This window comes from Psychrobacillus sp. FSL H8-0483 (assembly GCF_038637725.1).
Classification (GTDB): domain Bacteria; phylum Bacillota; class Bacilli; order Bacillales_A; family Planococcaceae; genus Psychrobacillus.
Genome location: NZ_CP152052.1, coordinates 1,469,479 through 1,492,750 on the forward strand (window position 1 = coordinate 1,469,479; position 23,272 = coordinate 1,492,750).

Genomic DNA, 23,272 nt, shown 5'->3' on the forward strand with positions numbered 1-23,272 from the left:
ACATCTATAAGCTGGTGCTTGCAATTTTTTAGCAAATCACAAAATAACCCGATCGAATCGCAACATAATTTGTCCAAATCGCAAGATAACCCGATCGAATCGCAACATAGCATGTCCAAATCGCAAGATCGATCCCGCTAATCGCAAGAAACTAGTTATGGAAACTTATTCCAAAAGCGAACCTTTAAACTGTTAGTAAATGCATATTATGACCAATTAAGCACTTTTAAGCTTTATACCTTGTAGCTATGGCTTGCTATTCAGTATAATAGGTTGATGGGTATAGTTATTAGTTACGAACGAAAGAAAGGAGAGTTCTTATGAACGAGGAATCACGTTTACAAAGTACTCAAGTGAAGGAAACTAATTCTCCGGACAAAAAATCCGAAAAGGATTATAGTAAATATTTTCAAGCAGTTTACACTCCACCATCCTTAAAAGAAGCAAAGAAACGCGGTAAAGAAGAAATCGCGTATCATAATGACTTTGCAATCGCGGAAGAATTTAGAGGAATGGGACAAAATCGTAAATTTTATATTCGAACTTATGGCTGTCAGATGAATGAACACGACACAGAAGTTATGGCTGGCATATTCATGCAGCTAGGCTATGAACCGACAAATACGGTAGACGATGCAAATGTCATTCTTTTAAATACATGTGCTATTCGTGAAAATGCAGAAAATAAAGTATTTGGTGAGCTTGGCCATTTAAAACACCTTAAAAGAAATAATCCAGACGTTTTAATCGGTGTTTGTGGCTGTATGTCCCAAGAAGAATCTGTAGTAAAGAAAATATTAAAAACGTATGATCAAGTAGATATGATTTTTGGAACACATAATATTCACCGTCTCCCTAACATTCTAAACGAAGCATACCTTTCAAAAGAAATGGTAATTGAAGTTTGGTCTAAAGAAGGCGACGTTATTGAAAACTTACCTCGCGTTCGAAAAGGATCTATTAAAGCTTGGGTAAATATCATGTATGGCTGTGATAAATTCTGTACATATTGTATCGTTCCTTACACACGAGGAAAAGAACGTAGTCGTCGTCCAGAGGATATTATTCAAGAAATTAGACAACTTGCGGCTCAAGGTTATAAAGAAATAACATTATTGGGGCAAAACGTAAATGCTTACGGAAAAGACTTTGATGATTTAGAATATCGTTTTGGTGATTTAATGGATGATCTCCGAAAAATAGATGTAGCAAGAATTCGCTTTATGACGAGTCATCCAAGAGATTTCGATGATCATTTAATCGAAGTCCTTGCAAAAGGTGGAAATTTAGTAGAACATATTCATTTACCTGTTCAATCTGGATCCTCTGATATTTTAAAAATTATGGCCCGTAAATATACAAGAGAGCATTTTTTAGAACTAGTTCGTAAGATTAAAGCTGCCATTCCAAATGCATCTTTATCAACAGATATTATTGTAGGATTCCCGAATGAGACAGATGAGCAATTCGAAGAAACAATGTCTCTCTATAAAGAAGTAGGTTTCGAAATTGCTTATACGTATATTTATTCTCCTCGAGAAGGTACACCAGCTGCAAAAATGATTGATAATGTGCCGATGGAAGTGAAAAAAGATCGATTGCAGCGTTTAAATAAGTTAGTAAATGACATGTCTGCGGAAGCAATGAAAAAGCATGATGGTCAAATTGTAGAAGTACTTGTAGAAGGGGAAAGTAAAAATAACCCTGAAGTACTTGCAGGCTATACAAGAAAAAGTAAGCTAGTAAACTTTGTTGGACCAAAAGAAATCATTGGTCAGCTAGTACAAGTAAAAATTATTGAGGCAAAAACATGGTCACTTACAGGTGAACTAGTTGAAATGCCAAAAGGACAAAAGGTGGAAATATAATGACTACTAAATATACACGAGACGATATTATCGAAAAAGCAAAAGAAATTGCGACAATGATTGCAAATACAGAAGAAGTTGAGTTCTTTAAACGTGCAGAAGCACAAATTAATGAAAATCAAACGGTTCGAGAAAAAATTGCTAGCCTAAAAAGCTTACAAAAACAAGCGGTGAACTTCCAACATTTAGGGAAAGAAAAAGCTTTAAATATGATCGAAGGTAAGATTACAGCGATTGAAGAAGAAATTGATAATCTTCCAATTGTACAAGAATTTAAACAATCACAAGGTGATGTCAATAGTCTTCTACAATTAGTTGCAAACTCTATTTCAAACAATGTAACAAACCAAATTATTGAAGCGACAGAAGGCGACTTACTTAGAGGCGAAACGGGATCAAAAGTAAAAAATACAACGTATGATAGCTGTTCTTAATTAAATTAAAACCGATGGATACTATGTTAGTACATTAACATAGTATCCATTTTTTTATTCGACAAAATATTCTTATTAATTTAATAGTTTGACAATTCAGTAGAGAGGTGTGGTAAAATTAATATCGGGTGGGAAAAATAGTTATAAAGGGGGAAATTAGTTTGAGGAAAAAACAGATTAAATGGTTAACAGTCCTAAGTGTAATTGCTCTATTGGTACTATCAGCTTGTAATTCAACTGATAGTGGTTCTGGGGGAGGATCTGGAAAAACTAAAGAGGATTATGATTTTTTAAGTATATTAACAGGTGGCACACAAGGGACTTATTATGCACTTGGAGGGACATTTGCGGATTTAATTTCAACAGAAACAGGAGTTAAAACTACTGCCGAAGTTTCTCAAGCATCAGCTGCGAATATGACAGCGATGCAAAGTGGCGAAGGTGAAATTGCTTTCGTACAAACGGACATTGCTTACTATGCAACGGAAGGTCTTTTAATGTTTGATGGTAAAAAAATTGATACTATATCTGCTTTAGGCGCTCTTTACCCAGAAACAGTACAGTTAGTAACTTTAGCTGATTCAGGTATTAAATCATTCGAAGATTTAAAGGGTAAAAAAGTTTCTGTTGGGGCACCAGGTTCTGGTACTTATGCAAACGCAGAACAATTACTTGAAATTCATGGATTATCGATTGAAGAAGACATCGAAGCCCAAAACCTAGACTTTGGGGAGTCAACAGAAGGAATCCAATCGGGACAAATCGACGCTGCATTCATAACAGCAGGTTATCCAACTGCTGCAGTGGAAGCATTAAACGCTACAAATAAAGTATCTATCGTCCCAGTAAGTGCTGACAAAGCAGAAGCATTAATCAAAAAGTATCCATATTATGCGGTAGATGTGATTCCTGCAGGTACTTACGGATTAGAAGCTGAAGTGCCAACAGTATCTGTACTTGCAATGATAGCAGTTAATAAGGATCTTCCTGAAGACCTTGTATACGAAATCACAAAAGCGATTTATGATAACACAGAAAAAATTAGCCATGCAAAGGGTGCATTTATTAAACCTGAATCTGGATTAAACGGTATCAATATTGAAGTTCACCCAGGTGCTCAAAAATATTTTGATGAAGTAAACAAATAATTAAACAGTAAATGAGAGGCTCTGTTGCGAATAGCTTCGAGCTTCTTTTTGATAAAGTGGGGTTTAGTCACTACGTGAAAAAAAAACTTGCAACGCTTTTCTTCTTTCTCATGATTTGTTTCTTCTTTATTCCATTTTGGACGGCGTTTACCTTTACGGAAACAAGAAATGAAAACCCAAGCCTTCACTATATATCATTAAATGACGTCAAAGATTTTCAGATTATTTTTACCCATTCCATTCATCTAACCGATGTTATTGAAAGTTATAAAGTGCTAGATTCGAAGGAAATTCGTTTAATGTCGATGAAATACAGCGATGTCGCAATTGGTATGCCGAGTTATGCGGAGGAAGGTCAAACATTACTTTATGAGGATGGAATTTACACGTTGCAATACAATGAAGCAATTTTACCCAATTTTACCTTACATATTGGTGATGTCGACTATAGGTTGAATTTTGTATATGGGGCAAAGTATTTTAATTTAAAAGAGGAGCTTGTAAGAGGTAAGTCGTATTTGTTTGAAGTGAAGAAACTTTCTTTATATGAAAAAATGAAAGGAGTCAAATTGAATGGACGATAAGAAAAACTCGAAATTTCAAGACAATCAGTTTAAAGAATTGTCAGCAGAGGAACAGCAGGCCATTTTAGAAAAGTACGATCTGGAATCGAATACACGTACTTTAAGTGGGGTATTAAAATATGTTATTTACATTGGCTTAATGGCATTTTCTTTATTTCAGCTGTACACAGCTATTTTTGGTCAATTTCCAGCGCAAATTCAGCGAACAGTCCATTTAGGATTCGGGTTAGTATTTGTTTTCTTACTATTTCCAGCACGGCGAAAACTTTCGAAAACAAAAATTCCATTTTACGATTTTATTTTAGCAGCAGGAGCGATTCTAGTTGGAAGCTATTGGACGATTAATTATCATCGTTTAGTACAGAGCTTAGGAGCGCTAGAGGGAATGGACTTTTTCGTAGGATTAGTTGCAATCGTACTCGTTTTAGAGGCGGCAAGACGAGCTGTAGGTTTGCCAATTACAATTATTGCTATTTTGTTTTTAGTGTATGCATATTTAGGGCGCTACTTCCCGGCCTTTATGGCGCATCGTGGGCAAAGTCTTGATAATATCGTTAATTTAATGTTCTATACGACAGACGGGATTTTAGGAACGCCACTTGCCGTTTCATCGACATATATTTTCGCGTTCTTATTATTCGGTGCGTTTTTAATGAAAACCGGCGTTGGTGAATATTTTAATGATTTATCTGTTGCGGTTGCAGGAAAGCTAATTGGTGGTCCCGCGAAAGTAGCGATTTTCTCATCTGCCTTGCAAGGAACGATTTCAGGAAGCTCTGTAGCAAACGTAGTAACATCAGGTGCTTATACGATTCCGATGATGAAATCGCTTGGCTATAAAAAGGAGTTTGCTGGTGCAGTAGAAGCATCTTCATCCACTGGTGGACAGTTGATGCCACCAATTATGGGAGCAGCAGCTTTCTTAATGGTTGAATTTATCGGAAGAGGCGTGACATATTGGGATATAGCTAAAGCAGCTGCAATTCCTGCTTTACTTTATTTTGCTGGCATTTGGATTATGACGCACTTTGAAGCAAAACGCTTAGGACTACGTGGTTTAACGGATGAGCAAATGCCAGACCGTAAAGAAATTTTAAAGAAGCTTTATTTAATTTTACCGATTTTCTTAATTATTGTTTTGATGATGGTAGGGGTTCCTGTCATTCATTCTGCGTTATACGGCATACTCGCGTGTATCGTAGTAGGTATGATTAATAAAGAAACGCGAATAGGCCCTCTAGATATATTGGATGCATTGGTTGATGGTGCTCGCACAGCTCTAGGAGTTGTAGCTGCTACTGCTTGTGCTGGGATTATCGTAGGAGTTGTTGTTAAAACTGGATTAGGTTTAAGTTTAGCAACGAGCTTAGTAAAACTTGCTGGCGGAAGTATTATTTTAACATTGTTCTTTGTGATGATTGCGTCTCTTATTTTAGGGATGGGCGCTCCTACAACAGCGAACTACGTTATTACTTCGACGATTGCAGCACCAGCTATTATCGCATTGTTAGCACCAGATGTTCCACAAAGCGCAGTACCAATAGTCGTGTTATTATCAGCACATTTCTTCGTTTTCTATTTCGGAATTATCGCGGATATTACCCCACCTGTTGCACTAGCCGCCTTTGCTGCATCTGGTATTTCAGGTGGAGATCCAATAAAAACCGGAGTAGAAGCTTCGAAGTTAGCAATTGCTGCTTTTATTATCCCTTATATGATTGTATTTTCACCAACATTATTAATGATAGATACAACCATACCCGAGATAATTTGGGTTGTATTTACTGCGATGACAGGAATGATATCAATCGGTGCAGGAATGGTTGGTTATTGGTATCGAAAAGTAACATGGATTGAAAGAATATTTGCCGTTGGTGCGGGACTATTACTTATTTATCCAGAAGGCTATTCAGATATCGCGGGGCTAATCATTTTTGCAATATTATTAACAATTCAATACTTAACACGAGAAAATGATAAATCAATAGTCGTAGCTTAGCATAAATCACGAACCTCTTTGGTTCGTGATTTTTTATATAATTACGGTTCTTCATTTTTGATATAATACAAATATTGAGAATAAAAGAAAAGAGGATATGAAATGTCACTGAAATTTGTACAAGCGGAAAAACAAATAAATGATACGATCCTATTTCCAGCGTTTGACTTATCTGTAGAACCAAGTGAAGTCGTTGCGATTTGCACGAGTGTTAACGTGAGGGAGCAGCTTATTACTATCTTATTAGGTAAAAAGTTGTTGTCGAATGGTTCTATTACATATTCTTTAGGAGATAGACTAGGATTCTTTTTTCTAGATGAAGGAGTACATGAGCGTTTAACTGTAAACGAATCCTTAAAGTTTTACCATCAGTTATATCATTCAGAAGAATTGATCGAAAGAATTATTCGTCTTGTCCAACTTGATTCAAAGAAAAATAAAAAAATAAAAGAACTTACATACTCCGAAAGAAAACGAGCTCAGCTAGCATACATACTTATTCAAAATCCTAACGTATACATCATGGAAGAACCTGATCAAAATTTAGACGTGGAATCGAAACGAATTTTTCTAGGTGTACTTCAGGAGCTTCGCAATTCACAAAAAATAGTGCTTATTTTGACAGGTCAATTAGAAAGTGCAGTAACAGTTGCAGACAAAACTTACCGTTTAGACGATAAAGGGCTTCATGCTATTCAAATCATAGAAGAAGATAAGGAAGACGAATTACAGAATGCTTCAGAAATAGAAATAGTAATAGAGAATGAAGAAAAAATAGTTCAGCCCATTCGATTTGAAAAAATCCCTACAAAAGTTAATGAAAAAATTGTGTTATTTGATCCACCCGAAATTGATTATATAGAAAGTACAGAGGGACAAACTTTTTTACATATTAAGGGAGAAAATTTCCCTTGTACTTTTACTTTAAATGACTTAGAGGAAAGATTATTACCATTCGGTTTTTTCCGTTGTCATCGATCGTATATTGTCAATTTACAAAAAGTACGGGAAGTAATTACATGGACAAGAAATAGTTACAGTTTAGTATTAGAGGATGCGGAAAAATCATCTGTTCCGCTATCTAAAACGAAAATGGCGGAATTAAAGGGAATGTTGGGCCTTAAATAAGCTCCATTCATCCTTAAAATGACTCATTTCACGGAAAATATGATGTCTTCTAAATGAATATCTCTTAATCTAAAGGTGTACAAACGAACTAACAATTAGGAGGTTTCAAAATGGAAAATGCAATCGAAGTGAAAGGGTTATCCAAATACTATTCCAATTTTAAAGCAGTGGAAGATGTTCATTTTAAAGTAAAAAAGGGAGAAATATTCGGATTCCTTGGACCAAGTGGATCTGGTAAAACAACTACAATAAAAATCCTAACTGGCCAGCTAGACCCAACGGAAGGAGAAGCACTTGTTTTTGGAGAAAGTGTATCCAACCTGAAAAACCCAAAAGAACGGAAACGTTTTGGGGTATTAACAGATAATAGTAGTTTATATGGAAGACTCTCTATTTATGAAAATTTAAAATTATATTGCCAGCTTTACGATCTACCTCTTTCGAAGATCGATGAATCATTAGCGTTTGTTAATTTAAGAGAAGAAAGCAAAAAAAAGGTTTCTACATTATCTAAAGGGATGACGCAACGTGTCATTTTAGCAAGAGCCATTCTTCATGAGCCAGAGCTATTATTTTTAGACGAACCTACCTCGGCATTAGATCCTGTAAATACGCTACATATATATGATGGATTACGTGCATTAAATAAAAAAGGAACGACTATCTTTTTAACGACTCATGATATGCATGAAGCAGATACGTTATGTGATCGTGTAGCTTTTATAAATAAAGGGAAAATCCAGCTATTGGATAAACCTAGCGAACTAAAAAAGAAGTATGCGGATGCAACACTAACAGTAGAACTAGCAAACAATGAAAAAGTGGTTTTACGAAAAGATGAAGAAGGTGCGGAAGAGATGTTTCAGTTAATGAAAGAAAATCAAGTAGTGACTGTACATTCAAACGAACCAACATTAGGAGATATATTTGTAAAAGTGACAGGAGGAGAATTAGTATGACATTTTCATGGAAACGTGTAAACGCAATTTTTCAAAAGGATTTCAAAGACTTTTCAAGGAATATGGCTGTTTCCATTGTTATTTTTTTACCGATCATTTTAGCAGCAATATATGGACGAATGGAATTAGATTCAATTCAAGCACATTTTATAAATATTAATATGACATTTGCAATGGTTGGAACATATGTACAGTGTTGCTTGATCGCAGAGGAAAAAGAGAAAAACACCTTACGTGGCCTTATGCTATCTCCTGCTAGCACATTGGAGATTCTAGGTGGAAAAAGTTTGCTCTCGTTTGTATTAACCATCGTCATTGCATTCTTCTGTGCTTATTTATCTGAATATAAGCCAGCTAATATTTCTATTGTTGCACTTGCAATTATAGTATCTGCTATTTTCTACATTGGAATGGGAACGTTATTAGGCCTTATTGCAAAATCAGTGATGGAATCATCGGTTATCGTACTTCCTGTCATCGGGATATTTACAGTAGGTTCCTTCGCTACCGTCTGGGCGGATAAATATCCCATATTAAAAGTAGTGGAGTATATGCCGAACATGCAACTTATTGACCTGGCTACAAGAATAGAAGAAGGTGCAGGTATTGTCGATGTACTTTCCAACTTAGGTATTATAAGTATCTGGGCAGTTGTCGTCTTTGTATTGGCAGCAATAGTATATAAGAAACGTATGGTGGATTAATCAGTAAATTGTTATAATATGGATATAAAAATAATGCAAGTAGAAAAAACTTCTAAATCCCCCAAAGTTTCTTCTACTTGCTTTCAGTTAAAGGAGTTTTTCAATGAATTGTCCAATTTGATCCCTTAAATCACTTTAATGATTATCATTAATTAAATATGGGGGATAATAATGAAGTCAAACAAGAACTTTCTTTTGTTAATGCTAGGTCAATCCGTCGCAAATTTAGGGGACGTATTTTATATTGTAAGTGTTATTAGTATATTATTTGGGTTAACAGGTTCTGCTGCTATTGCCGCGTTTGTTCCTTTTACGATTGCTTCCACGATGTTTATTTCGAGTTTGTTAACACCTTTAGTAATCGGAAAGTGGCGTTTAAAAACGCTGTTAGTAGGGTCACAAATTGGAAAAACAATATTATTAATCGGACTAGTCTTTTTTGTTTTTCTGTTTTTACAAGATACGAATTATTATTTCATCTTTTTCTACATTGCCGGTATAGCGCTACTAGACGGCTGTGCGAATCCGATAATGCGTACTTTTTTTCCTTACTTTGTGGAGGATGAAAAGTTAGTAAAGGCTAATAGTATAGCTGAAACTACTACTCAAATAATTCAAATTGGAGCATGGCTTTTCGGAGCACTGTTATTGCTTGTTATTAATACAATTCAATTAATCTGGATTGTAAGTTTTCTTTTTTTATTGTCGTGTCTATTTTTGAGCTTCCTTCCACATGTGAATCATATAGAGGAAAGAGAACAAAATTTTTGGCTACGACTTACCGAAGGATGGAAGAGTATTGGTACAACTCCAGTGCTGAAAACAACGATTCAAATGGATATTTTAGAGACAATTGCTGGAACAGTGTGGATTGCTGCTATTGTTTATGTATTTGTCGAGCAAGCACTACATGTAGGTGAACAATGGTGGGGCCTGATAAATGGAGCGTTTTTCATTGGCTTATTAATAGGTAGTCTATATTGTTTGAAATTTTCTTATCTTGTTGACCAATATAAGTACCGTTTTATATTCGTAGGAGCCTTCATTTCTAGTATCTTAACTATATTATTTAGTACAACAAGTAATCCTGTGATAGCACTAATTCTATCAGCAGGCATTGGTCTGTTTGGCCAACTTAAAAATATCCCACAAGGAACTATCATTCAACGAAGCGTTCCACCTGAAAAACTTGTAACAGTTTATACATCGATGGGAGCAGTTGTAACAGGTGTATTTGGGATTTCTTCGTTATTTATTGGAATATTAGCGGATTTGCTTGGAGTGCGAGCTGTATTTATCGTATCGAGCATACTATTAGCCGCAGTAAGTTTAATTGCATTTAAAAATAAACGATTATTTGTATAACAAATGAGGGAGTGCCTTCAGTGAGGCGCTCTCTTTTTTCAGGTGGATTTGTGGAAAACTAAGTGAAGAAATAAGATTGTTTTAAGGGGGCTATTAGTAATGGAATATAAAGTAAAAACATATGAAGAAGCAATAAAAGTAGTTGAGGAGATTGGATTGCTTCCTCTTGCTCCTTTAATACCTGGCTTTCCTTCCTTAAATAGCATCACCTCTCTAGACTCTTGGCATTCCGATACAGAGTTCGACCCTTGGATTTGGAGAACTAAATTTCCTGCTGATGGTATTGCAGGATACGGGAAGTTTATGAAGAATAAATCCATCTTAGTATCTCTTAAGTTGCTACCATATGTAAAAAAAGTTCTTGGCTACACGGAATCGGTTAAAGATCGTTATGTTGATGGAATGGTATCAAAAGAAGCATTTACTATCTATAAGTTGATTATACAAGAAGAGGGTATTGATACGAGGGTACTAAGGAAAAAATCGGGGTTAACTCATAAGGATCAAAAGAAAATATTTGAAAATGCTTTATTAGAGTTACAAGGAACAATGGATATTGTCATTTCAGGTATACAAGAAAAGAAAAATATAGAGGGAGAAACGAATGGCTGGAACAGTACAGCTTTTGAGACGTATGATTCTTGGGCAAGCAGAAATAAAATTGAACGTATCGAAATGGAAAAAGAAGCGGCAAGGGACTATCTGTTAGATCATTTTATTAATGTAAGTAGTGAGGAGTCCGTTAAATCACTTCGAAAAATACTGTCTTAATTAAAAGCTATATAAAATTAGGCTGTTGTTTTTTAGAAGATTATATTTTGTGACGAAAATCCGCGAGACTCCTTCGGAAAAACGGACTGTTAGGACCCCATATCGGTCTTATAGGATTAAATCCTACATTTGCCACATCCATTTGGCAACGGATTCGTGACCAACATCCTGTTGACCCGAGGGTGCTTGGCAGTTCGTCCGCGGAAAGCGAGCGGATTTTCGTCCATAATAACATAGTCGTTTAACAGAGGTTAACTAACAATTGGTGGACACTAGGTTTGACTAACATAAATTGTATAGCTTATTCAACGACTGTAAAAATAATGTTAGCTTCTAATTCCACTTTATTTTGTGTTGGATTTTCTCCTACTGATAATTTCGTAATCGCTTTAATTTCATATTGCCCCGGGGAAAGATTCCCTTTTGCAACTTCCCTATATTCCTCCTCACTATAAGACTCACCGGGCATCCCTTCATGATAGCTTCCACCAGAAAAAGAATAAACAGTTTTATAAGGCTCGCTTTTCTTAAAATCCTCGATATACAAAGGTGTATTCATAGCCCAACCGAATTGATAGTTTTTCGTTAAATTTGTCGTTTCAAATAATATTGGCGTTCCGCTATGTGCCACTGTAATTGTGTCTGTTTCTCCCTTATAAGCAAGCGTTGCAGTGATTTCTAATGGCTCGCCAACTTGGTATTCTTCCTTTTCTGTTCGCACGGTCAAAATGAACTGTTCGTTCTCGCTTATAGTTTCTGTGATGTTTCTCTTTTTACTAGGTACTTGCTCATTTTCGATAGGTGTTTCAGTATTACAACCACTCAACAAAAAAATGATTAACAAGAATGAAATACACTTCTTCATTAATACCCACCTTTATTATTGCTTTACTCCTATAATATATTTGACGTGATATTATCCATAATGTTACATCGAAGTACCTGAAATCAACTAACCTAAAACAAGTGAAGTGTATCTTCGTCTAGGAAGGGTATAATAAAATAGAAGAAGTAGATGATAAATTGAACTGCTATAAGTATCACCAATTTATACGATAGACGGAGAAAGGAAGATATGATGTCAAAAGTGAACACAAATACTGGTTGGAACATAGAAAACAGTTATGCTGGTCTTCCGAAATTGCTGTTTACTACTATGGACTTAAATCCTGTACGGTCACCGAAGTTGGTCATCCTCAATAATTCATTGGCAACATCTCTAGGTTTAAATACCAAGGCCCTTGAAAGTGAAAGAGGTGTGGAGGAGCTTGCTGGTAACCATCCACCAGAAGATAGTTTGCCTCTTGCTCAAGCTTATGCAGGTCATCAATTCGGACATTTTAATATGTTAGGGGACGGCCGAGCTCTACTGCTTGGCGAGCAAATTACTCCCCAAGGAGACCGAGTTGATATTCAGCTAAAGGGTTCAGGTAGAACGCCATACTCTCGCGGGGGAGATGGGAGAGCAGGACTTGGACCGATGCTTCGTGAATACATAATTAGCGAGGCAATGCATGGATTTGGTATCCCTACAACACGCAGCCTATCGGTGGTGACAACCGGTGAATCCATCATTCGTGAAATGGAACAACCTGGTGCAGTTATGACTCGAGTTGCTGCAAGTCATATTCGAGTAGGAACTTTTCAATTTGCTGCAAATTGGGGAACTTTCGAAGATCTTCGCTCATTAGCAGACTACACGTTAGAAAGACATTATCCGGAGATTGATGATAAAGAAGAGAACCGATACCTTTCACTTCTGCAAGAAGTAATCAAGCGTCAAGCCGAGTTGATTGCCAAATGGCAATTGGTTGGTTTTATTCATGGGGTGATGAACACGGACAATATGGCCATTAGTGGAGAAACTATTGATTATGGTCCTTGTGCATTCATGGATACATATGACCCTAAGACAGTATTCAGTTCTATTGATACTCATGGGCGCTACGCCTATGGTAATCAGCCTAATATCGCCGGTTGGAACCTCGCTCGATTTGCTGAAAGCTTGTTGCCTCTTATACATGAAGAACAAGAGCAAGCAATCAAGCTGGCCGAAGATGCGATGACAAATTATTCCGAGTTGTATCAATCTAGCTGGCTCAAAGGTATGAGAGCAAAATTGGGGATTTACAATGAAGAGACAGAAGATATTTCCCTTATTGAGGACCTTCTTTATATGATGGAGAAATATGGCGCAGACTATACGAATACATTTCGATCACTAACCTTAGATCAGATGGAGGATACGGTCCTATTTGGTACTCCAGAATTTATAGATTGGAACGAGATATGGCAATCGAGATTGAGTAGACAGAAGGAATCCAAAGACTTATCAATTGAGTTGATGCGGAATAGTAACCCTGCTGTAATTCCTCGTAATCACCGGGTAGAAGAAGCACTTGACGCAGCAGTGAGTCAAGGAGATTATAGTCTGTTGGAGCAGCTAGTTGATGTACTTAGAATTCCTTACGCATATACTCCTAAACAGAATGAATACAGCACACTCCCACCGGAATCCAGCTGTCGTTACCAAACTTTCTGTGGTACATGATGATTTGCCCATAAATTGAAGCAGGTGTAGAAAAACGAGTCTTTTTCTACACCTGTTTTTTGTATACTTTTTATTAAACAACTATTTTTTGTAGGCAATTGATGTAGTGAAAGACAGCGACTCCAGGGGAATAGCATGAGGGCACTGAAAAAGTGGTATTCTAATAAAATTCCTAATAAATATCCGCTAATTGGATTTAGCACGGCTCTGTTCGCTTTCCGTGGGCGAGCGCCGAGCCTCCTCCTACGCTACGCTACGCTTCTTGCGGGGTCTCGGCTGTCTCGCTTTCCCACAGGAGTCTCACGACGCCGTGCTAAATCCTATAGTACACAGTATCGTTACATCAAATATTTATTATAAAAAATTCTGTAATAGAGTTTTTCAGTACCCTCAATAGCATGAGCTGAAGGCCCGGCAGGAGCGAAAGCGACGAGGAGACTGAAGCCATGCCCGCGGAAAGCGTCCGTCTGGAACGGAAATCAATACATTGGAAAAGGGACCATCTCTCAGTCACTATATGGCTTTAAGGACAGCCCCTTTGTTCCTATAAGCTCCTTGCGGGGTCTTGGCAGCCCGTTTTTCCACAGGCGTCTCGCGATTTTCGTCAACAAATATATTCTCCTTAAAATCGCTCGGTAAATGATGTAGCAAAGTCCATTCCAAAGCAATCCGGAAACATCTGCGAACAGGTATTGCACTAAAACGGCACTATCCGCTTCTCTTATTAAGATAGTAGGGAAAAAGCAAATTGAAGTAATTGGTTCTATCTTACTCGTTTTTGATTACACTAAAAGTAGGACAGAGAATGGAGGTGAAGAGGATTTGGCGAAGAAATGGGGAATTATAGCACTTTTACTATTTGGGGTATATGCATTAGGGATGTATTTTTATATCTTTCATAGTGATAGTGGGGGTATACCAACAGCTTTGAAAGGGACTGTTGCAGATCCACACGTCTTTATGTCGGAGCGTGAATTGTACCTAAGTGAGGAGTATTCAAAAATAAAGAATTTCCTCTTTTTTGTAGGAACACCGTTTGAATGGCTTGTCTTACTTTTTATATTGATTACTGGGCTTTCTCAAGCGTTTGAAAGATGGATCCCTTTGCAAAACAAATGGGCAATTTGGCAAAATGCAATCTATTTATTTTTATTATCCTTACTTATGTTTATCGTGTTATTTCCTTTAGATTATTACAGGTATTCCTTAAGTAAATACTATGGGATTAGTACCCAGAATTTCAATTCTTGGATGCGAGATAATGTCATTGAATTTTGGGTTAACTTCGGAACAACAGTAGTGATTGTGACCGTTTTATATTGGCTTATTAATAAAAGCACAACGAAATGGTGGTTTAACGCATGGTTATTAATGATTCCTTTCTCCATTTTCCTCATGTTTATTCAACCAGTATTAATCGACCCACTTTATAACGATTTTTATCCACTAACCAATAAAGAACTAGAGACGAAAATTTTGTCGTTGGCTGAGCAAGCAAATATTCCAACAGAGCATGTGTATGAAGTGAATATGGCGGAAAAGACAAATGCGCTAAATGCCTATGTTACGGGGATTGGGAGTAATTCCAGAATAGTGTTATGGGATACGACGTTAAACCGCTTATCAGAAAATGAAATTCTCTTCATCATGGCTCATGAGATGGGGCATTATGTGGAAAAACATATTTATTTCGGAATCGCTGGTTATTTATTAACGATGCTTGTTGGGCTTTGGTTAACAGCGAAACTAATGCGTAGGGTCATCACCCGCTATGGACGTGTATTAAAAATTAATCGAATAAATGCTATTCACTCGCTTCCATTGTTTTTGCTTATTACATCTTTTCTGTTATTCGTTTCAAGTCCACTTTCCAATTACATTTCTAGATATCAGGAAAATAGAGCTGATCAGTATGCTATAGAGTTAGTAGTCGACCCAGAGGCAGCTGTGAGCACTTTTCAAGAGCTAACAAAGGCTGGATTAAGTGAAGTGAATCCTCCATTACTCGTAAAATGGTTTCGATATTCTCATCCAACCATGTTAGAAAGAATAACTAAAGTAGCTAATGAAATAGGAAAAGAAGAGTGAGGTAAATTAACAGAAGCAAATTAGCTAAAAGAGATTATAGGGAATCAAGTTATGAACATATGTAAGCGTCAAATAATGCCTGCCTAGCGACTAGGTGGGCATTATTTGACGTTGACTTGATTACGTGCATTTTATTTGTTGAAATTGCGTAAACACCCAACAAATAGATTCCATTCAGACTAGTGTATGAGTTGTTCGTTACACAGGGAACACTGGAGGGATACCTGGTGAATATGTCAACAGATTGCCACTTAGTAAGGATGGCGAATTCAATAATTCTGTTATATTTAGAAGAGTAACAATATCGAGAAATTAGAAATGTCGTACAGGAAAATGAAGGAGTGTTAAACTAGACAACATGCAAAAACAATCTAACTTTAATTTATGGGCATTGGCTCTAAAAACAGGTATTATTAAATCTAATTTAATTCCGATGGTAGCAGGTCTGATGCTAGCTTTATACACATATGAGTTAAGTTTCCGAGACAATCTTTCGAATCTTGTTTATGCAATTTTAGGAACGGCGGCAGTAATTGCTGCTGCGGGTTCTTTTAATAATTTGTACGATCGTGACATTGATGTTGTGATGCAACGTACGAAAAATCGTCCCACCGTAACAGGTGAATTATCTCCGAAACTTATCTTGGTCGTTGGAATCTCTTTACTTTTAATCGGAATTGGATTACTTGCATTAACGACACCACTTGCATCATTCTTAGGTTTTCTCGGAGTATTTTTCTATGTTGTACCATATACAATTTGGACGAAACGCCGTACCATTTGGAACACAGAAGTTGGCAGTATTTCAGGGGCAATGCCACCACTTATTGGTTGGGCAGCAGTAGCACCAGATATTTGGCATCCTGCAGCGTGGGCATTGTTCATTATCGTCATGATTTGGCAAATGCCGCACTTTTACGCGATTGCTCTTCGGAAAAAGGATGATTACGCTGCAGCGAATATCCCAATGCTTCCTGTAGTAAAAGGTGAGCGTCGTACGTATATTCAATCCAACATTTACTTAGTACTATTAATATTAACGAGCTTCTTATTTTTACCCCTTAGCTTAGGGCTCACATTTGTTTCGGTTATTTTAGGAGCAATTTGGCTGTCGATGAGTATTGTGGGCTATCACAAGAAGGAAGGGAAGAAATGGGCGAACCGTATGTTTGTATACTCTTTATTCCATATGATGTTCATTTTCGGCACTGTCATTATTTATGCATCTATAGGATTAATATTAAACGAGCATTGAGTTAGAAACCTTGTGTCACGAACAATTCAGAATAATTTCTGAGTTATGCATGACACAGGGTCCACTAACTATTTTGTACTTCTCACGAACAATAGTTTATACCACTGATTAACTAGAAAAGGCATACAAGACAAGCTATAAATAATAACTAGTTGTACTCCACTTAATGTCGCGACTTCAAACACACCTGTAAGCGAAGGGATAAATAATACTAAATGTAAACATAAAAAACCTATTAAAAATGCTAGCCAAGTATATTTATTTGAAAATACACCAATAGTGAAGATCGATTCTTTCGATCTGGAGTTGAAGCCATGTATTAATCTCGACAAACATAAAGTTGTGAATGCCATTGTGCTTGCTGTTAGCGTATCTCCCGCCTGCAATCCCATTCGAAAAGCAATAATTGTAGAGATTGCAATTAATAACCCTTCAAGCACCACTTGAGTAGTAAATGTTTTATTTAATAAAGACTTGTGAATATCTCTAGGCTTGTCCTTCATTGTATTTTTATTATGCGGCTCTAAACCTATTGCAATTGCTGGCAGACTATCGGTAAGTAAGTTAATAAATAATAGATGCACAGGTGCAAAGGGAACTGGTAAACCTAATACAGTTGCATATAAAACAACAAAAATAGCACCTGCATTCCCTGACAATAAGAATAGAATGGCGTTTTTAATATTGGTATAGAGGCTTCTTCCATTCGAGATTGCTTTGACAATCGTTGAAAAATTATCATCTGTTAAGATCATAGAGGATGCATCTTTTGCTACCTCGGTACCAGTTATCCCCATCGCCACACCGATATCGGCTTGTTTTAAAGCGGGGCCATCATTGACACCATCCCCGGTCATCGCAACGACATTTCCTTTTTCCTGCCATGCTTTCACGATACGAATTTTATGCTCTGGTGTTACACGGGCAAAAACAGAAATATCTTGTACCTTTTCTTGTAATTGTTGATCAGTTAATCCTTCAATCTCATAGCCTTCAATCGCTTCTGAAGGATCATTTAAAATACCAATTTGTTTCGCAATTGCAGTTGCTGTTATTTTATGGTCTCCAGTAATCATAACTGGTTTAATACCAGCTTTTATACAGCTTTCAACAGCTGCTTTTGACTCTTTTCTAGGAGGATCCATCATTGCAATTAATCCGACAAAGATTAAATCTCTTTCACCCCAGGCATCGATTGATTGATGTACCTGTATCTCTTTGTAAGCTATCGCTATTACTCTTAATCCATTCATCGAAAAATCACGATTCACTTCTTCGATTTTGTTACGATGTTTTTCCGTTATAGTACGTACACCTGTAGAAGTTTCGATTTTCGCAATCTTAGGTAAAAGAACATCAACTGCTCCTTTGGTAATCATTATTGATTGCAGATTGGACCGATGCACAGTCGTCATTAACTTTCTGTCCGAATCAAAAGGAATTTCCGCCACTCTCGGTTTGAGACTTCTTACGATTAATTCATCAAGACCGTACTGCTTCCCTAATTTTACAAGTGCAATTTCAGTGGGGTCACCGATTTCTTTATGATCTCTTTCCAATGCGTCATTACATAATAGTGACATTTCAATAAGATTTTTCTCTATTGCATTTTCAGTATTTAGTTGATCCTGCGGAATGACTTTTTGATCAATATATACTTGCTGAACAGTCATCTTATTTTCTGTTAATGTCCCCGTTTTATCTGAACAAATAACCGATACACTTCCCAGACTTTCGACAGCATAAAGCTTTCGTATAATGGCATTTTCTTTCGCCATTTTCTGTGTTCCAAAAGCCAATACAATGGTAACAATCGAGCTTAATGCTTCTGGAATTGCTGCAACTGCCAGCGAAACAGCAAACATAAACGATTCTACCAACTCTCGACCTCGAAAAAGATCGATAGTGAAAATGGCTAGACAGATTATCGTTATCCCTAATGCTAGATTTTCTCCAAAACGATCTAGACTTATTTGTAGAGGTGTTTTCTTTTCTTTCGCAGTACCCAGTAAACTTGCGATTTTTCCGATTTCGGTTTCCATTCCAATAGCTGTAACAAGTACAGTGCCGCGACCAGTAGTGACAAAACCTCCAGTGAAAACCATGTTTTTTTTATCTGCAATGGTTACATGATTTTCATTGATTGGTTCGGTACTCTTCGCAACAGCCAATGATTCACCTGTCAGCGAGCTTTCATTTATATGCAGATTATGGCTTTCTACTAATCTTCCATCCGCATTTACATAATCACCAGCTACCAAATAGAGAATATCTCCAACCACTATATCTTCTGAAGAAATCTCTACGATCTGATTATTTCGCATCACTTTTGCAACTGGAGTGGTCAAAGCTTTCAGATTATCCAAGGACTGTTCTGCCTTCACATGCTGTACAGTACCCAGGATTGCGTTTAATATAACGACAATCATGATTACAATAGTGCTTCCTACTTCACCTAATAGAAATGAAATGAAAGCGGCGATGATTAAAATTATGACTAATAAATCCTTAAACTGTCCAAAGAAAACGGCGAATGTACTTGTTCTTTTTCCTTCCACCAATTTATTAGAACCGTATATTTTTTGTCTATTTCGGACGTCATAATCATTCAATCCTTGATTTGTGACGTCCAATATCTTCATGATTTCAAGTGATGATTGTTGATGATATTCTAACATTCGATTCTCCTTCCAGTGTGCAATTATTAGACTATCAACCTAATTAAAGATAATCTCAGCAGAGATACTACTTGCTATTGAGTCTCGATAAACTCGAATAATTCAATTTCTATTGTCCATCAGAATGGAAGGAAGTAGCTAAAATAGGTCCATGAAGTAGGCACCTTTTGGATTGTGCAGGTATCAGATTCACTTGAATATATTTCCGGAAAATAGCATTCGAATAAGTATTTCAATTTTGTTCTCTATATATTCCACCTCCATTAACTATAACAATATTATTCCTTGTTCTATTCCAGTATGATAATAAGCGATATAGAAATTAAATTATTTGTTATATCGTTGAAAATATATATATAGATTCAAATAATTCAATTTTTATCACTTAAAATTCAGAATAGTTTCCATAATGTGCGTAACACAGGGAACGCTTCTATTTGTAACAGTGTCATAAATTCCTCACAACTTTTGGAGGGTTGGTACTTGTTTGGCTTGGCATCTTTCTACTAAGATGGAAGGTGTAGTGGAAGGGACGAGAGGTATGTTAAATGAAGCGAAAGCGTTTATACATCTTTTTTATAAGGAAACAGGTAGAGATGAACAAGAAATGGTTACTCGATTAAAAGAGATCGAGGAGCAGATTTATATAAATGGTACCTATGAACATACGGCAGAGGAGCTAACATACGGTGCTAAAGTGGCGTGGCGTAATAGCAATAAATGCATTGGTCGTTTATTTTGGCAAAGCTTAACTGTAATAGATAAAAGGGAACTACATACAGAGGAAGTCATCTTTGAATCTTTACTGGAACATATAAAGTTTGCCACCAATGAGGGGCGAATCAGACCGACGATTACGATATTTTCACCACAAGATGTCCGTGTTTGGAATCATCAGCTGATTCGTTATGCAGGATATGAGATGGAGGACGGAATTATTGGAGATTCCGATTCGATTGCTTTCACAAAAGTATGTGAAGAACTTGGTTGGAAAGGAAACAAAACAAATTTTGATGTCTTGCCACTCGTCATTCAAGTAAAGAATCGACCTGCAAAAATTTTCGAAATTCCTGAGCAATATATATTAGAAGTTCCAATCCGGCACCCAGAATATAATTGGTTTAAAGAACTACAATTGAAATGGTATGCAGTGCCGATGATTTCTAGCATGAAACTTGAAATTGGTGGCATCACTTATGCAGCTGCTCCATTTAACGGATGGTATATGGGTACAGAAATCGGTGCACGTAATCTAGCAGATGATTACCGCTATAACATGTTGCCGACGATTGCAGAGCATATGGGGCTTAACACAAAATCGAATGCTTCTCTATGGAAGGATCGTGCACTAGTTGAACTGAATGCAGCGGTTTTACATTCTTTCAAAGAAGACGGGGTCAGTATTGTAGATCACCATACAGCAGCACAGCAATTTAAGAAATTTGAAGAGATTGAAAAGGATGCAGGGCGAGATGTCACTGGAAACTGGACATGGCTTATTCCTCCAATGTCACCGGCAACCACTCATATCTTTCAAAAGCCATACAATAATGAAAAGATAACACCTAACTATTCTTATCAACCTTTACCATATTAAAAAGCAGAAGCATGGGTCCCATGCTTCTGCTTTTTAAATATAAACAAGTACAGAATAAAGCCTCCGTAAACGGCTGAGCACTATTATCTTAAGTTTCTTCAGTTACATATCGATCTCTACTTGCATGCATTCCTGAAAAGAATAGGAGTACGACGGTTACGATAAATAAAATAATAGATGTATGCCAGCTTCCAGTTGCATCGTGAATATAGCCAAAGAAAACTGGGCCAACTGCTGCTAAAAGATAACCGATTGATTGTGCTGTTCCAGAAAGTTCAGCGGCCTCCATAGGCGTTCGTGAGCGAAGAGAGAAAAACATCATGACCAGACTAAATGACGCACCCCCTGCTAAACCAAGGAAAATCATCCATACAATTGCAAGCGAATTACTACCTACTAATAATCCACTGAAACCGATTAAGTACAAAGCCGTATATACTACTACAAGTATTCGCTGATCTTTTAAGCGCCCCGCAATGATTGGTGTAATAAAAGTCATTGGCAATTGAGCGAATTGCATAATGGACAACATCCACCCAGATTGATCAGCTTCCATACCTTGAGATTGTAAAATATCAGGTATCCAAGCAGCAGTCGTATAAAAAATAAGAGATTGAAATCCCATACATAATGTGATGGTCCATGTTAAGGGAGAAGCTAGAATCGACTTAGGTTTGTCTATTTTAGTTTCAATTTGTGATTCTGTCATTTCTTTTCTTTTCTTAATTTGGGGTATCCAAATGATGCTAGCAATGATGGCAAAAATGGCCCAACAGCCTAGTGCACCTTGCCATCCATAAATTGTGCTTTCAGCAATAGGATAACTAATTCCTGCTCCTATTCCAGCGGATAGATTCATGGAAACTGTGAAAATCGCAGTCAATAAACCAACCTGTAAAGGGAATTTTAGCTTTATTAAACTTGGCAATAAAACATTTCCAAAAGCAATGGCGATTCCGATTAACGAAGTTCCAATAAGTAAGAAAGCTGTAGCTCCTAAAGAGCGAATGATAATGCCCGCTGCTAATAATAAGATAGCGTAGAACAAAGTTAATTCCATTCCAAAACGGCGCGCAATTTTAGGTGCAAATGGAGAAATAACTGCAAATGCTAAAAGAGGAATGGTTGTTACAAATCCTGCTAGTACGTTAGAAATAGCTAGTCCATCTCGTATGTATGAAATAATAGGTCCAACTGAAGTAAGTGGGGCCCTAAGTGTGGAAGACACAAAAATAATTCCGATTATTAATAATAGAATGCTTCCTTTTCTCTCCTTGATAGTCTCCAAGGGAATACCCTCCTCACATAAAAAAATTGTTAGTCAGTACTAGAAAATCCTACACTCTTTAGTAGAAAAGTTCAATAGAAAGATATTAAGGAACGGGTGTTGATTATCCAATTTACCTCATCAAAATTTCACAAGAAATGCGCAAGGAACCCATTTTGCACTTGTACGCTTTTGGTTTGCTTTGGACGAAATGAACGCTACATCATTACCTAGGGCTAAGTGTAGCAGGAAGTGACTGCGTCACTTCCTGCTACACTATTTTCAATTATCCTGTTGTGGATATTTGTCCGTTACGTACCAACAATCCTCAAAAGAAATCCGAAATTGATTTGGAAAATGAAAGAATAGCTACCTTTTACTCATAGTGGAGGTGCCCGAAGATGCAATTTCGGGTACTCAATCGCTTTCTATAATGCGTTCCTTGCTTATTTTTGTGAAGCTAATTGAAAAGGTGGAATACGATAGAGAAAGACTGAGCAGCCAAATTTGCATCTTTGGCTGCTTATTGTATAAATAGGAAAGTGGCTATTCTTTCATTTCCAAAAGCTTTGGCACTTCTATTACAAGTAGCTATGGAGAGTGACAGACGAGCGACTACCACACAATTATCGAAAAAATGGGGCTAGCCAATAAGCCCATAAATTGAAGCTGGTGTAGAAAAAAGAGTCTTTTTCTACACCTGTTTTTTGTATACTTTTTATTAAAACTACTATTTTTTGTAGGCAATTGATTGTAGTGAAAGACGGAGACTCCAGCGGGAATAGCATGAGCTGAAGGCCCCGCAGGAGCGAATGCGACGAGGAGACTGAAGCCATGCCCGCGGAAAGCGTCCGTCTGGAACGGAAATCAATACAT

General features: G+C 37.0%; 17 protein-coding genes. 14 read left to right on the forward strand and 3 right to left on the reverse strand.

Features of this window, described 5'->3' with window-relative positions; translation table 11 throughout:
- Positions 1 to 320 precede the first annotated feature (320 nt).
- The 10 genes from miaB to MHB48_RS06850 all read left to right on the forward strand — a co-directional run bounded on the left by miaB (position 321) and on the right by MHB48_RS06850 (position 10,960).
- Positions 321 to 1,868 carry a tRNA (N6-isopentenyl adenosine(37)-C2)-methylthiotransferase MiaB gene (gene miaB, locus MHB48_RS06805; RefSeq protein WP_342600750.1) on the forward strand — a complete coding sequence of 516 codons (1,548 nt, stop codon included), beginning with the start codon at positions 321 to 323 and terminating at the stop codon, positions 1,866 to 1,868.
- Complete coding sequence (locus MHB48_RS06810; RefSeq protein ID WP_340919295.1) at positions 1,868 to 2,302, forward strand: RicAFT regulatory complex protein RicA family protein; 435 nt, start codon at positions 1,868 to 1,870, stop codon at positions 2,300 to 2,302. Before miaB ends, MHB48_RS06810 begins: the two co-directional genes overlap by 1 nt.
- A gap of 161 nt (positions 2,303 to 2,463) precedes the next feature.
- Entirely contained in the window at positions 2,464 to 3,450 is a 987-nt protein-coding gene (locus tag MHB48_RS06815; RefSeq protein ID WP_342600751.1) for a TAXI family TRAP transporter solute-binding subunit, read from the forward strand.
- A gap of 74 nt (positions 3,451 to 3,524) precedes the next feature.
- Positions 3,525 to 4,034 carry a DUF1850 domain-containing protein gene (locus MHB48_RS06820; protein ID WP_342600752.1) on the forward strand — a complete coding sequence of 170 codons (510 nt, stop codon included), beginning with the start codon at positions 3,525 to 3,527 and terminating at the stop codon, positions 4,032 to 4,034.
- On the forward strand, positions 4,024 to 6,033 hold the full coding sequence (locus tag MHB48_RS06825) for a TRAP transporter permease (protein WP_342600753.1): 2,010 nt from the start codon (positions 4,024 to 4,026) through the stop codon (positions 6,031 to 6,033). Before MHB48_RS06820 ends, MHB48_RS06825 begins: the two co-directional genes overlap by 11 nt.
- Before the next feature lie 102 nt (positions 6,034 to 6,135).
- A complete protein-coding gene (locus tag MHB48_RS06830; RefSeq protein ID WP_342600754.1) occupies positions 6,136 to 7,161 on the forward strand; it encodes a LytTR family transcriptional regulator DNA-binding domain-containing protein in 1,026 nt (341 codons plus the stop codon).
- Positions 7,162 to 7,271: 110 nt separating this feature from the next.
- Positions 7,272 to 8,120: an ABC transporter ATP-binding protein gene (locus MHB48_RS06835; protein WP_342600755.1), complete on the forward strand. Its 849-nt coding sequence runs from the start codon at positions 7,272 to 7,274 to the stop codon at positions 8,118 to 8,120.
- On the forward strand, positions 8,117 to 8,824 hold the full coding sequence (locus MHB48_RS06840; protein WP_342600756.1) for an ABC transporter permease: 708 nt from the start codon (positions 8,117 to 8,119) through the stop codon (positions 8,822 to 8,824). Before MHB48_RS06835 ends, MHB48_RS06840 begins: the two co-directional genes overlap by 4 nt.
- A gap of 171 nt (positions 8,825 to 8,995) precedes the next feature.
- The gene (locus MHB48_RS06845; protein ID WP_342600757.1) at positions 8,996 to 10,189 is read left to right on the forward strand and encodes an MFS transporter; all 1,194 of its coding nucleotides are present in this window, start codon (positions 8,996 to 8,998) and stop codon (positions 10,187 to 10,189) included.
- A 99-nt stretch (positions 10,190 to 10,288) separates the two neighbouring features.
- Positions 10,289 to 10,960 carry a hypothetical protein gene (locus MHB48_RS06850; RefSeq protein ID WP_342600758.1) on the forward strand — a complete coding sequence of 224 codons (672 nt, stop codon included), beginning with the start codon at positions 10,289 to 10,291 and terminating at the stop codon, positions 10,958 to 10,960.
- 301 nt (positions 10,961 to 11,261) lie between these two features.
- Here the strand turns inward: MHB48_RS06850 and MHB48_RS06855 are convergent, their stop codons facing one another.
- Positions 11,262 to 11,825, reverse strand: coding sequence for a membrane lipoprotein lipid attachment site-containing protein (locus tag MHB48_RS06855; RefSeq protein WP_342600759.1), 564 nt, complete (start codon positions 11,823 to 11,825; stop codon positions 11,262 to 11,264).
- A 213-nt stretch (positions 11,826 to 12,038) separates the two neighbouring features.
- On the opposite strand from MHB48_RS06855, the gene MHB48_RS06860 reads away from it, so the two are divergent.
- From MHB48_RS06860 to cyoE, 3 genes are all read left to right on the forward strand, one after another.
- Positions 12,039 to 13,511 (forward strand): YdiU family protein, encoded by a 1,473-nt coding sequence (locus MHB48_RS06860; RefSeq protein ID WP_342601317.1) that lies wholly within the window; start codon positions 12,039 to 12,041, stop codon positions 13,509 to 13,511.
- 822 nt (positions 13,512 to 14,333) lie between these two features.
- A complete protein-coding gene (locus MHB48_RS06865; protein WP_342600760.1) occupies positions 14,334 to 15,599 on the forward strand; it encodes a M48 family metallopeptidase in 1,266 nt (421 codons plus the stop codon).
- A 358-nt stretch (positions 15,600 to 15,957) separates the two neighbouring features.
- Positions 15,958 to 16,854, forward strand: a complete 897-nt coding sequence (gene cyoE / locus MHB48_RS06870; protein ID WP_342600761.1) for a heme o synthase — start codon at positions 15,958 to 15,960, stop codon at positions 16,852 to 16,854.
- A gap of 68 nt (positions 16,855 to 16,922) precedes the next feature.
- On the opposite strand, the gene MHB48_RS06875 is transcribed toward cyoE, so the two are convergent.
- The gene (locus MHB48_RS06875; RefSeq protein WP_342600762.1) at positions 16,923 to 19,532 is read right to left on the reverse strand and encodes a cation-translocating P-type ATPase; all 2,610 of its coding nucleotides are present in this window, start codon (positions 19,530 to 19,532) and stop codon (positions 16,923 to 16,925) included.
- 541 nt (positions 19,533 to 20,073) lie between these two features.
- On the opposite strand from MHB48_RS06875, the gene MHB48_RS06880 reads away from it, so the two are divergent.
- Positions 20,074 to 21,129 (forward strand): nitric oxide synthase oxygenase, encoded by a 1,056-nt coding sequence (locus MHB48_RS06880; protein ID WP_342601318.1) that lies wholly within the window; start codon positions 20,074 to 20,076, stop codon positions 21,127 to 21,129.
- A gap of 88 nt (positions 21,130 to 21,217) precedes the next feature.
- On the opposite strand, the gene MHB48_RS06885 is transcribed toward MHB48_RS06880, so the two are convergent.
- Positions 21,218 to 22,417, reverse strand: a complete 1,200-nt coding sequence (locus tag MHB48_RS06885; RefSeq protein ID WP_342600763.1) for an MFS transporter — start codon at positions 22,415 to 22,417, stop codon at positions 21,218 to 21,220.
- Positions 22,418 to 23,272 lie beyond the last annotated feature (855 nt).

Bases quoted from the DNA above. Each gene is read 5' to 3' on its own strand.
- miaB (WP_342600750.1), top strand. From the start codon at position 321: ATGAACGAGGAATCACGTTTACAAAGTACTCAAGTGAAGGAAACTAAT.
- MHB48_RS06810 (WP_340919295.1), top strand. From the start codon at position 1,868: ATGACTACTAAATATACACGAGACGATATTATCGAAAAAGCAAAAGAA.
- MHB48_RS06825 (WP_342600753.1), top strand. From the start codon at position 4,024: ATGGACGATAAGAAAAACTCGAAATTTCAAGACAATCAGTTTAAAGAA.
- MHB48_RS06830 (WP_342600754.1), top strand. From the start codon at position 6,136: ATGTCACTGAAATTTGTACAAGCGGAAAAACAAATAAATGATACGATC.
- MHB48_RS06835 (WP_342600755.1), top strand. From the start codon at position 7,272: ATGGAAAATGCAATCGAAGTGAAAGGGTTATCCAAATACTATTCCAAT.
- MHB48_RS06840 (WP_342600756.1), top strand. From the start codon at position 8,117: ATGACATTTTCATGGAAACGTGTAAACGCAATTTTTCAAAAGGATTTC.
- MHB48_RS06845 (WP_342600757.1), top strand. From the start codon at position 8,996: ATGAAGTCAAACAAGAACTTTCTTTTGTTAATGCTAGGTCAATCCGTC.
- MHB48_RS06850 (WP_342600758.1), top strand. From the start codon at position 10,289: ATGGAATATAAAGTAAAAACATATGAAGAAGCAATAAAAGTAGTTGAG.
- MHB48_RS06855 (WP_342600759.1), bottom strand. From the start codon at position 11,825: ATGAAGAAGTGTATTTCATTCTTGTTAATCATTTTTTTGTTGAGTGGT.
- MHB48_RS06860 (WP_342601317.1), top strand. From the start codon at position 12,039: ATGTCAAAAGTGAACACAAATACTGGTTGGAACATAGAAAACAGTTAT.
- cyoE (WP_342600761.1), top strand. From the start codon at position 15,958: ATGCAAAAACAATCTAACTTTAATTTATGGGCATTGGCTCTAAAAACA.
- MHB48_RS06875 (WP_342600762.1), bottom strand. From the start codon at position 19,532: ATGTTAGAATATCATCAACAATCATCACTTGAAATCATGAAGATATTG.
- MHB48_RS06880 (WP_342601318.1), top strand. From the start codon at position 20,074: ATGTTAAATGAAGCGAAAGCGTTTATACATCTTTTTTATAAGGAAACA.